Source organism: Streptomyces sp. x-19 (assembly GCF_046549115.1).
In the GTDB taxonomy this organism is placed as follows: Bacteria; Actinomycetota; Actinomycetes; order Streptomycetales; family Streptomycetaceae; genus Streptomyces; species Streptomyces albulus_C.
In genome coordinates, this window is record NZ_JAJPWK010000018.1 from 21308 (window position 1) to 33628 (window position 12321).

The following is a 12321-nucleotide window of genomic DNA, read 5'->3' on the forward strand; positions in this document are numbered from 1 at the left end:
GGTGAGCGGTCCGCTCCGCGGTGCGGAGGCGGAAGTGGAGGGCGTCCCGGCCGGGGCGCCCTCTTCGCGTGCGGTCGCTAGGGGCCGAGGTCGAGGGCGGCGCAGCGCCAGCGGGCGTCGCCGCCGCGTTCCAGGCGGAACGCCAGGGCGCGCAGGCGGGCGCCGGTGGTGATGCGGGCGAACGCCTCGATGACGCCGTCGCGGGGGCGGCACAGGCCGCAGGCGTGCAGGGCCGGGACGGGGGCGCGCAGGCCGGGGGCGAGGTACGGGCGCAGGGGCGACAGCGGGGCGAGTTCGGCGAGCCGGTCGTAGGCCGCGGGCAGGGCGTGGCCGAGGAGGGCGTGCACGGGGCGTTGGCCGCTCAGGGCGAGCAGGAGTTGGTGCGCGAACCACAGGTGCGGGCGGTTTTCCAGGGCGTGGTGCCGGGCGCCGGGGGTGGGCAGCGGGGTGTTCGGGGTGGTGGTCGGGCGGCGCTGCGTGGGGGTGCGGGTGAGGTGTGGGGTGCGGGTGGGGCCGCGGTTGCCGGGGGAGCCGGGGCCGCGGCCGGCGGGGCCGGCCGGGCGGCGGGTGCCGCGGCGCGGTGCGGCGAGCGGGGGTGCCGGCGCGGGCGGAGTGGCCGGCGCGCCGTCGGTGGGGGAGCGGCGCGGGCGGGGAACGGTCGGGGCGGGTGCCGGGCCGGTGGCGGGCGGGTGCGGTGGCGTGCCGTCCGGCCGCGGGGCCGGTTCCGCCGGGGCCGGGCGCGCGCCCGTCGTGGCGCCGGTCGCGGCGGTGTGCTCGCGGGTGGTGTCGGTCATCGCGGTGCCCCCTCGTGCCGGGCCCGGCGTCGTTACCGGGCGGTAGCTCGTGGTGTGGATCTTGTCGGCGGGCGTCGGGCGCAGCAAGGCGCGCGGGCCGGCCGCACGCGGCGACAGACATTCACCCGTCCGTGGCGCGCGCCCGGGATCGCGGGCCGGGGCCGGGGCGGTGGAGGGCCGCTGGCCGGGTGCGACGGGCGGCGCCGGGGCGGCACGAAGGGGGACGCACGGCCGTATGCTGGCTGGGCATTGTTCTGGATCTAGCGAGAGCGGCTGTTATGCGTGTCTACGTCCCCCTGACGCTTTCCGGGCTCGCTGCGGCACACCAGAGCGGTGAGCTGGGGACCGGCCCGCTGCTCGCGTACGCCGTCACCCCGGCGCTGCGGGAGTGGTACGTCTCCGACGACATCGAGGAGCTGGAGTACGCGGCGCTGAACCGTGCGGCGCAGGCGTCGCTGCGGCTGCTGGCCGGGCATCCGGAGGTGCCCCGGCGGCGGGTCGTGGTGGCGGTGGACGTGCCGGACCGCAGTGCGGCCGTGGACCCGGACCGGGGGCTGGACCAGTCCGCGCTGGGCGAGGTGCGGATCGCCGGGCCGGTGCCGCTGGCGAAGGCGGCGGCGGTGCACGTGGACGGCGCGGACGCGACCGACGACGTGGCGGCGGCCGCGGCGGCGCTGGGTGCGGCGGACCTCGGCGACGATGACGCGCAGTTCACGGTGGACGGTGCCGAGGACCACGACCTGATGTGGTTCGGGGTGCAGGAGATCCCGCAGTTGCTGGGGTGACGCCCGGCGCGGTGGTCGGGACGCTGCCCGGCGCCGTTGTCAGTGCCGGCGGGTACCGTCTTTCCATGGCAACCGCGCGGGCGAAGGACCGGGGGGACGGCATGGCGAAGCCCACCGCACACATCGTGTGGGACTGGAACGGCACCCTGTTCCACGACATCGACGCCGTGATCGCGGCGACCAACTCCGCCTTCGCGGAGATCGGCCTGGAGCCGATCACGCTGGAGCGGTATCGCGAGCTGTACTGCGTGCCGGTGCCGCGGTTCTACGAGCGGCTGATGGGGCGGCTGCCGACCGAGGCCGAGTGGCTGGTGATGGACGCCACCTTCCACCGGTACTACACCGAGCACCGGGCGGGCTGCGGCCTCGCCGAGGGCGCCGAGACGCTGCTCGCGTCCTGGCAGGCGGCCGGGCGGAGCCAGTCGATCCTCAGCATGTTCGGCCACGACGAGCTGATACCCCTGGTCCGCGACCTGGGCATCGCCTCGCGCTTCGTCCGGGTCGAGGGCCGCACGGGACCGTCCGGGGGTTCGAAGAGCGCGCAGATGGTCCGTCACCTGGCGGCACTGGGGCGCGTCGATCCGGGGCGTACGGTGGTGATCGGGGACGCCGTCGACGATGCGGTGGCCGCCCGTGACGCGGGGGCCCGCGCGGTCCTCTACACCGGCGGTTCGCACAGCCGCGGCAGTCTGACGGCCGCCGGAGTGCCGGTGGTGGACAGTCTCACCGAGGCCGTGCAGGTCGCGGAGGAGATCGCGGCGTAGGGCCGGCCGGTCCCGATTCTCCGGGACGGCCCCACAGGCCGTTCGCGCTACATACGCCACCCCGGCGCCCCATTGTCCAGAAGGGCCAAGTTAAGGGTGTGGTTTTACGTGCACGGCGCATAACGGGGCAGTTGCCGGGAGAGATAGCCTTGCACCGTGATCAGCGCGATAGTCCGCGGGGGCGGCAAGGCCCCCGCCGAGCGCCCGGGACACCACCGTGACCGGGCGACTGCTGATCGTTGCGGCCGCCAATCCATGTCGACTTCGTCAAAACTCGTCGACGGCGGCTCGGCCTTCCCCCACCGCGGCATAGCGTCGACAGCGACAGGACACCCCGCGTCGTGCTGGCGTTGTGCGGCTTCCACAGCCCTTCCCACGTTTTGCCACAACGTCACGCAACGGCGCGCGACAGGAGCCAGAGGACATGCAGACCAAGCTGGACGAAGCCAAGAACGAGCTGCTCGCGAGGGCCACCCGGGTAGGTGAGAGCAGCCCGGCCGGGAGCAAGCCCCCGGCTCGCGGGCTGGACCCGGACACCCTTGCGGGATACCTCCAGCGCTACTACCTGCACACCGCCCCCGAGGACCTCGCCGACCGCGACCCGGTCGACGTCTTCGGTGCTGCGCTTTCCCACTACCGTCTCGCCGAGCAGCGGCCGCAGGGCACCGCGAATGTGCGGGTGCACACCCCGACCGTCGAGGAGAACGGCTGGACGAGCAGCCACTCCGTCGTCGAGGTCGTCACCGACGACATGCCCTTCCTGGTCGACTCGGTCACCAACGAGCTCTCGCGGCAGGGGCGCGGCATCCACGTCGTGATCCACCCGCAGCTGCTCGTCCGCCGGGACGTCACCGGCAAGCTGATCGAGATCCTCGACGTCAACGGCGAGGTGCACGGCGCCGGCGGCGGTCGCAAGGCCACCGAGCTGCCGCACGACGCGGTCGTCGAGTCCTGGATCCACGTCGAGATCGACCGGGAGACCGACAAGGACGACCTCAAGCAGATCACCGCCGATCTGCTGCGGGTGCTCTCCGACGCCCGCGAGGCCGTCGAGGACTGGGACAAGATGCGTTCCACCGCCCTGCGGATCGCGGACGAGCTGCCGGCCGAGCCGATCGCCGACGACATCCGCGCGGAGGAGGTCGAGGAGGCCCGGGAGCTGCTGCGCTGGCTCTCCGACGACCACTTCACCTTCCTCGGCTACCGCGAGTACGAGCTGGCCTCCGCGCCCTGCGAGGACGGCACGGACGAGGACGTCCTCACCGCCGTCCCCGGCACCGGCCTGGGCATCCTGCGCTCCGACCCGGCGCACCGCGAGAGCGACGCCGGCCACCCCGTCTCGCCGTCGTTCAACCGGCTGCCGGCGGACGCCCGCGCCAAGGCCCGCGAGCACAAGCTGCTGATCCTCACCAAGGCCAACAGCCGCGCCACCGTCCACCGGCCCTCCTACCTCGACTACGTCGGGGTGAAGAAGTTCGACAAGGCGGGCAACGTCATCGGGGAGCGCCGCTTCCTGGGCCTGTTCTCCTCGGCCGCGTACACCGAGTCCGTCCGCCGGGTGCCGGTGATCCGCCGCAAGGTCGCCGAGGTCCTGGAGGGCGCCGGCTTCACCCCGAACAGCCACGACGGCCGCGACCTGCTCCAGATCCTGGAGACCTACCCGCGCGACGAGCTGTTCCAGATCCCGGCCGACCAGCTGCGGTCCATCGCCACCAGCGTGCTCTACCTCCAAGAGCGCCGGCGCCTGCGGCTCTACCTCCGCCAGGACGAGTACGGCCGCTACTACTCCGCCCTCGTCTACCTCCCGCGCGACCGCTACACCACCGCCGTGCGCCTGCGGCTGATCGACATCCTCAAGGAGGAGCTGGGCGGCACCAGCGTCGACTTCACCGCCTGGAACACCGAGTCGGTCCTGTCCCGGCTGCACTTCCTCATCCGGGTCGAGCCCGGCACCGCCCTGTCCGAGCTCACCGACGCGGACGTGGACCGCGTCGAGGCCCGGCTGGTGGAGGCCGCGCGCTCCTGGGCCGACGGTTTCGTCGAGGCGCTGACCGCCGAGGTCGGCGAGGAGCGCGCCGCCGAGCTGCTGCGCCGTTACGCCCACGCCTTCCCCGAGGGCTACAAGGCCGACAACAACCCGCGCAGCGCGGTCGCCGACCTCCAGCACCTGGAGAAGCTCACCGGCGAGCCCGGCCACGACATCGCGGTCAGCCTCTACGAGCCGGTCAACGCCGGCCCCGGCGAGCGCCGCTTCAAGATCTACCGTCGGGGCGAGCCGGTCTCGCTGTCGAAGGTGCTGCCGGGCCTGAACCGCCTCGGCGTCGAGGTCGTCGACGAGCGCCCGCACGAGCTGCGCTGCGCCGACGCCCCCCTCGCCTGGATCTACGACTTCGGCCTGCGGATGCCCGAGCACCTCTCCGGCGACGACGCCCGCGAGCGCTTCCAGGAGGCGTTCACCGCGGTGTGGACGGGCGCCGCCGAGAGCGACGACTTCAACCAGCTGGTGCTGCGGGCCGGGCTCGACTGGCGCCAGGCGATGGTGCTGCGCGCGTACGCCAAGTACCTGCGGCAGGCCGGCTCGACGTTCAGCCAGACGTACATGGAGGACACCCTCTCCAACAACGTCCACACCACCCGGCTGCTGGTCTCGCTCTTCGAGGCGCGGATGTCGCCGGAGCGGCAGAGCGCCGGCACCGAGCTGATCGACGGGCTGCTGGAGGAGCTGGACGGCGCCCTGGACCAGGTCGCCTCCCTCGACGAGGACCGCATCCTGCGCTCCTTCCTCACCGTCATCAAGGCGACCCTGCGCACCAACCACTACCAGCGGGACGGCCAGGGCCGGCCGCACTCCTACCTGTCCATCAAGCTGGACCCGCAGGCCATCCCCGATCTGCCGGCGCCCCGCCCGGCGTACGAGATCTGGGTGTACTCGCCCCGCGTCGAGGGTGTCCACCTGCGGTTCGGCAAGGTCGCCCGCGGCGGTCTGCGCTGGTCGGACCGGCGGGAGGACTTCCGCACGGAGATCCTCGGCCTGGTCAAGGCGCAGATGGTCAAGAACACCGTCATCGTGCCGGTCGGCGCCAAGGGCGGCTTCGTCGGCAAGCAGCTGCCGGACCCGGCGGCGGACCGCGACGCGTGGCTGGCCGAGGGCATCGCCTGCTACAAGACCTTCATCTCGGGTCTGCTGGACATCACCGACAACCTCGTCGCCGGCGAGGTCGTCCCGCCCCAGGACGTCGTCCGGCACGACGAGGACGACACCTACCTCGTGGTCGCCGCCGACAAGGGCACCGCGACGTTCTCCGACATCGCCAACGAGGTCGCCGAGTCCTACGGCTTCTGGCTGGGCGACGCCTTCGCCTCCGGCGGCAGCGCCGGCTACGACCACAAGGGCATGGGCATCACCGCCCGCGGCGCCTGGGAGTCGGTCAAGCGGCACTTCCGCGAGCTGGGCCACGACACCCAGACCCAGGACTTCACCGTCGTCGGCGTCGGCGACATGTCCGGTGACGTCTTCGGCAACGGCATGCTGCTCAGCGAGCACATCCGGCTGGTCGCCGCCTTCGACCACCGGCACATCTTCCTCGACCCCAAGCCGGACGCGGCGACCTCGTACGCCGAGCGCCGCCGGCTGTTCGAGCTGCCGCGCTCCTCGTGGGCGGACTACGACACCGCCCTGCTGTCGCAGGGCGGCGGCATCCACCCGCGGTCGGCCAAGTCCATCCCGATCAACGCCCAGGTGCGGGCCGCGCTGGGCCTTGAGGCCGGCGTGAAGAAGATGACGCCCGCCGACCTGATGCAGGCCATCCTCAAGGCCCCGGTGGACCTGCTGTGGAACGGCGGCATCGGCACCTACGTGAAGGCGTCGACGGAGACGCACACCGACGTCGGCGACAAGTCCAACGACGCGATCCGGGTCAACGGCGAGGACCTGCGGGTCAAGGTCGTCGGCGAGGGCGGCAACCTGGGCCTGACCCAGCTGGGCCGGATCGAGTTCGCCACGGCCGGCGGGAAGATCAACACCGACGCGATCGACAACAGCGCCGGCGTGGACACCTCCGACCACGAGGTCAACATCAAGATCCTGCTCAACTCCGTCGTCTCCGACGGCGACATGACGGTCAAGCAGCGCAACAAGCTGCTGGCCCAGATGACCGACGAGGTCGGCTCGCTGGTGCTGCGCAACAACTACGCGCAGAACACCGCGCTGGCGCTGGCCCTCGCCCAGTCCTCCAGCATGCTCCACGCCCAGCAGCGCTTCATGCGCCGCCTGGTGCGCGACGGGCACCTGGACCGGGCCCTGGAGTTCCTGCCCACCGACCGGCAGATCCGGGAGCGGCTGAGCGCCGGGCGCGGTCTGACCCAGCCGGAGACCGCGGTCCTGCTCGCCTACACCAAGATCACGGTGGCCGACGAGCTGATCCACACGGGGCTGCCGGACGACCCCTACCTCCAGCGCCTGCTGCACGCCTACTTCCCGACCGCGCTGCGGGAGAAGTTCACCGGCCAGGTCGACGGGCACGCGCTGAGCCGCGAGATCGTCACCACGGTGCTGGTCAACGACACCGTCAACACCGGCGGTACGAGCTTCCTGCACCGCATGCGGGAGGAGACCGGCGCGTCGCTGGAAGAGGTCGTCCGGGCGCACACCGCGGCCCGTGCGATCTTCCGGCTCAACCAGGTCTGGGACGACGTCGAGGCGCTCGACAACGTCGTGGCGGCCGACGTGCAGACCCGGATCCGGCTGCACTCGCGCCGGCTGGTCGAGCGCGGCACCCGCTGGCTGCTCAACAACCGCCGCCAGCCGCTGGAGCTGTCCGGGACGATCGACTTCTTCTCGGAGCGGGTGGCGCAGGTCTGGGCGGAGCTGCCGAAGCTGCTCCAGGGCAGTGACCTGGAGTGGTACCAGACGATCCTGGAGGAGCTGACCGACGCCGGGGTGCCCGAGCAGCTCGCCGTCCAGGTGTCCGGCTTCTCGTCGGTCTTCCCGGCGCTGGACATCGTCGCCATCGCGGACCGGACGGGCAAGGAGCCGCTGGCCGTCGCGGAGGTCTACTACGACCTGGGCGACCGGCTGCGGATCAACCAGCTGCTGGACCGGATCCTGGAGCTGCCGCGCAACGACCGCTGGCAGTCGATGGCCCGTGCCTCCATCCGTGAGGACCTCTTCGCGGCGCACGCCGCGCTCACCTCCGACGTGCTGGCGGTGGGCGACGGGACCGCGTCGCCGCAGGAGCGGTTCACCGCGTGGGAGGAGACGAACGCGGCGATCCTGACGCGGGCGCGGGCCACGCTGGAGGAGATCCACGGGTCGGAGGGCTTCGACCTGGCGAACCTCTCGGTGGCCATGCGGACCATGCGCACGTTGCTGCGCACGCACAGCTGAACCGGGCGGGGGCGGCGCTGCGGCGCCGCCCCGTCGCCCCGAGCGCCGGACGGGCTGGTGAGGCCCGTCCGGCGCTCGTGCGTAGGGGGCCCGTGCGGCGCGCGGGCGGCGTCGGTGCGCACCCCCGGGCGGCCCGGCAGACGGTGCCGGGCGCTCGCGGCATGCCGCGAGCGCCGGACGAAAGAGTCGTCCGGCGCTCGACGGGGGTGCGTGGGGGGGCTGGCTAGCCCTGGGTGAAGTCCTCGTAGGCTTCCAGGACTTCGTCCGTGGGGCCGTCCATCCGCAGGACGCCCCGCTCCAGCCACAGGACGCGGTCGCAGGTGTCGCGGATGGAGTTGTTGTTGTGGCTGACGAGGAAGACGGTGCCGGCTTCCTCGCGGAGTTCGCGGATGCGGGCCTCGGAGCGCTTCTGGAACGCGCGGTCGCCGGTGGCCAGCGCCTCGTCGATCAGCAGCACGTCGTGGTCCTTGGCCGCCGCGATGGAGAACCGCAGGCGGGCCGCCATGCCGGACGAGTACGTGCGCATCGGCAGCGAGATGAAGTCGCCCTTCTCGTTGATGCCGGAGAAGTCGACGATGCCGTCGTAGCGCTCGTGGACCTGCTCGCGGGACATGCCCATCGCCAGGCCGCCCAGGAGGACGTTCTTCTCGCCGGTCAGGTCGTTCATCAGGGCCGCGTTGACGCCCAGCAGCGAGGGCTGGCCGTGGGTGTAGACCTTGCCGCGTTCGGCGGGCAGCAGGCCGGCGATCGCCTGGAGGAGCGTCGACTTGCCGGAGCCGTTCGAGCCGATCAGGCCGATCGACTCGCCCTTGCGGGCGGTGAAGGAGACGCCCTTGACGGCGTGCACCTCGCGCACGTTGGTGGCGGGCCCGCGTCGGATGATGCGGTTGAGCGCCGCGGTGGCGCTGCCCTTGCCGGCGCCGGTGCCGTAGACGCGGTAGACGATGTGCAGGTCGTCCGCGATCACGGTGGGGGCGCGGTGCTCGGCCGCCACCGCCGGGCGGCGGCCGTCGTGGTGTTCCGTCATGTCCTCAGCCACGTCCGTACTGCTCCTCGGCCTTCCAGAAGTACACGTAGCCGGCGAAGCCGGCCACCAGGGCCCAGCCGGCCGCGAACGCCCACACGTGCGGCGGGAGCTGGTGCGCGGTGAAGCTGTCGATCAGGGCGAAGCGCATCAGGTCGATGTAGACCGCGGCGGGGTTGCCGTTCAGCAGCACCAGCACGACCTTCGGCAGGTGCTTGCCCTGGGTGATCAGACTGATGCTGAACATCACGCCGGACGCGTACATCCAGGTCCGCATGATGAAGGGCATCAGCTGCGCCAGGTCCGGCGTCTTGCTGCCGAGTCGGGCCATGACCATCGCCAGGCCGGTGTTGAAGACGAACTGCAGCGTCAGCGCCGGGAAGACCAGCAGCCAGGACCAGGTCGGCACCTGCCCGAAGGCCAACAGGATGATCACCAGCACGGCCATGGAGTACAGCAGCTGCTGGAGCTGGGCCAGGCAGAACGAGATCGGCAGGCAGGCGCGCGGGAAGTGCAGGGCGCGCACCAGGCCGAGGTTGCCGGAGATCGCCCGGGTGCCGGTCATCACCGAGTTCTGCAGGAAGGTGAAGACGAAGACGCCGGTCACCAGGTACGGGATGTAGTCCGGGACGCCCTTCCGGGTGCCGATCAGCACACCGAAGATCAAGTAGTAGACGCCGGCGTTGAGCAGCGGAGTGATCACCTGCCACAGCTGGCCGAGCTTGGCGGTGGTGTACATCGCGGTGAGCTTGGCGGTGGCGAACGAGGTGATGAAGTGCCGCCGGTGCCACAGCTGGCGGGTGTACTCGACCAGCGAGGGGCGGGCGCCGCTCACCGTGAGCCCGTGGCGTTCGGCCAGGGCGCGCAGCTCCGGGTCGGGTGCGCTGCCGGACGGCCGGACGTCGGTCGGGTCGGGGGCGGGGGCCGGGGGAGCCAGGGTCTGGGGCATGGAGGCCGCTTTCGCTTGCGTACGGGGGACGTCAGAGTCCGGTCAGGGGGAGGACGTCGGAGTCCGTTGCGACGACGGAACGGGGCCGTATCGTCGCGACGTCGACAGTAGGGCGGGTCCACGTCGAAACGCAACCGTAGCGTCGTGACGCTAGGATCAAGGCATGGCAAAAGATGGGGATGGCACCGAGAACGGGAGCGGTCCGGCGGCGGCCGGGACGCGCCGGGCCCCGGCCGGCGCCGCCGTGCTACGGGAGGACAAGACCGCCGCGATCCGCGCGGCGGTCTTCGAGGAACTGGCCGCCGTCGGCTTCGCGCGGATGTCCATCGAGGGCATCGCCCGGCGGGCCGGGGTCGGCAAGACCGCCGTCTACCGGCGCTGGCGCTCCAAACTGCACCTGGTCCTGGACGTGGTCGCGGCGGTCGCCGCGGCGGGGCTGCCGGCCCCCGACACCGGGTCGCTGCGCGGCGACGTCCGCACGGTGCTGGAGGTCGCGGCCCGTGCGCTGCGGCACCCGATGGCCTCGCAGATCATCCCGGACCTGCTGGCCGAGGCGGCGCGCAGCCCGGAGCTGGCCGCGGCGCTGAAGACCGCGCTGCACGACAGTCAGCAGGGCGTGGCCGCGGCGGTGGTGGCCCGGGCGGTGGAGCGCGGCGAACTGCCGCCGGACGTGGATCCCCAACTGGCGCTCGACCTGCTGACCGGGCCGCTGTACTGGCGGCTGCTGGTGGTCCGCGACGAGGTGCCCGCCGGCTACCTGGACGCGCTGGCGGGATCGGTGACGGCGGCGCTGGGCGCCGACTAGTGGCCCGGCGGGCCGGGCGCGGACCGTACGGGATCCGCGCCGCCCGCCGCCCCGCGCCCGGGCCTTCGCTGGCTCGTCAGCTCTTCTCCCAGAGCGTCACCTTGGTTGCGAAGTTCGGCATCTCGCTCTCGCGGTTCGGGGTCATGCCGGTGATCTCGATCATCGCCAGATTGCCGTCCGTGGTCTCCGTGCACAGCAGGGTGCCGACGTGGATCGTCCGGCCCTTGTCCAGTTCCTCGCGGCGCACCTGGTCGGGCAGGACGTCGGAGTGCGAGCCGTCCAGGCACGCCTGGGCGGTCCGGCCGGTGCTGCGGCCCATGGGCGTGTGGAACTCCAGGCCGATGCCGGACACCCCGTTGTAGGTGATCTCGTACGGGGACTCGTCGATCTGTGCGCCGGGCACGGCCTTGGGGACGTCGAGGTCGATGTAGTTGAAGCCGGCGGCGGAGGGCGCCCGCAGCGCGAACGGGCGGTCCTTGAAGACCACCCGGTAGCCGGCGTTCGGGTCCGGAGTGGGGGACGGGCCGCCGGAGCCGCCCCCGTGGTGCGTGGGCGAGGCGGTGGGCCCGCCCGACCCGCCCGCGACCCGGTTGTCGGTGCTGCTGCCGCTGCCGCGCGCCACCGACCAGGTGATCGCGACCACCGCGGCCAGCGCCACCGCGCCGAGCGCGACCCGCAGTGCGGGGCGGCGGCGCGGGACGGGCGCGGGCGCGCCGGGGCCGACGGTCGGCATGGCGTGCAGGCCGCCGGGCGCCGGCCCGGTGGCTCCCTGGGTCGGGTCGGCGTGCGGCCCCGTCCCCCGGGTGGGGGTGTAGCCGGGCGGGCCCTGGGTCGGGGTGTAGCCGGGCGGCGGCGGGGCGGCGGCCGGCGGCGGCTCGGGCAGTTCCCCGGCGGCGCGCCCCCGCCGGGCGATCTCGGCGGCCAGGGCCGCCGGCAGCCACTCGTCGAAGTCCCGCGGCCCGCGCCCGGAAGCCGCCTGGCACAGCTCCGCCAACTCGGCCGGCTCCGGCCGCTGTCGGGGGTCGGCGGCCAGGCAGCGGACGAGCAGCGGGCGCAGCGCGTCCGGGTAGGCGCCGAGGTCCGGGGCGGCCTGTGCGGTGTTGGCGATCCGGGCGGCGACGGTGATCGCCGCGCCGTCCCCGTACGGGTGCCGGCCGGTGGCCGCGACCGCCGCGATCAGGCCCAGCGAGAACACGTCGGCGGCCGGCGTGACCTGCTCGCCGCCGGCGTGCTCGGGGGACATGTACTGCGGGGTGCCGATGAAGCCGCCGCTGCGGGTGAGCTGGGTGGCGTCGGCGGCCCTGGCGATCCCGAAGTCGATGACGTAGGGGCCCTGCGGGCCGAGCAGGACGTTGCTCGGCTTGAGGTCGCGGTGGACGACCCCGGCGGCGTGCACCGAGCCCAGCGCGCCGGCCACCGCCCCGACCAGCTGGAAGACCGCCGGCAGCGGCAGCGGGCCGTCCCGCAGCGCCTCGTCGAGCGGCAGTCCGGGCACGAACGCCGTTGCCAACCAGGGAAGTTCGCCGCTGGTGTCGTGGTCGAGGACCGGCACGACGTGGTAGCCCTGCACCCGCCGGGCGGCCCGGACCTCCTGCTCGAAGCGGTTGCGGAAGTCCGGGTCCCGGCCGAACTCCCGGCGGATGACCTTCAGCGCGGCGGGCTGGTTGCCGCGGGTGCGGGTGAGGTACACCGAGCCCATGCCGCCCTCGCCGAGCCGCGCCAACAGCCGGTAGCCGGCCACCTCCCGCGGATCGTCGGGTCGCAGGGGCGTGAAGACGTCGTCGTGCGTGCTGATGTGGAGCCACCCCCCGGTA

General features: G+C 72.9%; 8 protein-coding genes. 4 read left to right on the top strand and 4 right to left on the bottom strand.

Annotated elements, in window-relative coordinates; all coding sequences use genetic code 11:
- Positions 1-77 precede the first annotated feature (77 nt).
- A complete protein-coding gene (locus tag ACLJT4_RS30465) occupies positions 78-794 on the bottom strand; it encodes an Rv3235 family protein (protein WP_411127175.1) in 717 nt (238 codons plus the stop codon).
- Between the two features lie 278 nt (positions 795-1072).
- Between ACLJT4_RS30465 and ACLJT4_RS30470 the strand changes: the two genes are divergently transcribed.
- The 3 genes from ACLJT4_RS30470 (at position 1073) to ACLJT4_RS30480 (ending at position 7729) form a co-directional block, all read left to right on the top strand.
- Positions 1073-1579 (top strand): DUF6912 family protein, encoded by a 507-nt coding sequence (locus ACLJT4_RS30470; protein WP_016573116.1) that lies wholly within the window; start codon positions 1073-1075, stop codon positions 1577-1579.
- A gap of 101 nt (positions 1580-1680) precedes the next feature.
- The gene (locus ACLJT4_RS30475; protein WP_411127370.1) at positions 1681-2343 is read left to right on the top strand and encodes an HAD family hydrolase; all 663 of its coding nucleotides are present in this window, start codon (positions 1681-1683) and stop codon (positions 2341-2343) included.
- A gap of 424 nt (positions 2344-2767) precedes the next feature.
- Complete coding sequence (locus ACLJT4_RS30480) at positions 2768-7729, top strand: NAD-glutamate dehydrogenase (RefSeq protein ID WP_411127178.1); 4962 nt, start codon at positions 2768-2770, stop codon at positions 7727-7729.
- Between the two features lie 223 nt (positions 7730-7952).
- On the opposite strand, the gene ACLJT4_RS30485 is transcribed toward ACLJT4_RS30480, so the two are convergent.
- Together ACLJT4_RS30485 and ACLJT4_RS30490 are read right to left on the bottom strand one after the other, a co-directional pair.
- Positions 7953-8756, bottom strand: coding sequence for an ABC transporter ATP-binding protein (locus tag ACLJT4_RS30485; protein WP_078487352.1), 804 nt, complete (start codon positions 8754-8756; stop codon positions 7953-7955).
- A gap of 4 nt (positions 8757-8760) precedes the next feature.
- Positions 8761-9702, bottom strand: a complete 942-nt coding sequence (locus ACLJT4_RS30490) for an ABC transporter permease (RefSeq protein ID WP_411127180.1) — start codon at positions 9700-9702, stop codon at positions 8761-8763.
- Between the two features lie 163 nt (positions 9703-9865).
- On the opposite strand from ACLJT4_RS30490, the gene ACLJT4_RS30495 reads away from it, so the two are divergent.
- Positions 9866-10507, top strand: a complete 642-nt coding sequence (locus ACLJT4_RS30495) for a TetR/AcrR family transcriptional regulator (RefSeq protein ID WP_233659378.1) — start codon at positions 9866-9868, stop codon at positions 10505-10507.
- A gap of 76 nt (positions 10508-10583) precedes the next feature.
- Here ACLJT4_RS30495 and ACLJT4_RS30500 read toward each other — a convergent pair whose 3' ends face one another.
- Complete coding sequence (locus tag ACLJT4_RS30500; protein WP_411127182.1) at positions 10584-12248, bottom strand: serine/threonine-protein kinase; 1665 nt, start codon at positions 12246-12248, stop codon at positions 10584-10586.
- Positions 12249-12321: the final 73 nt, after the last annotated feature.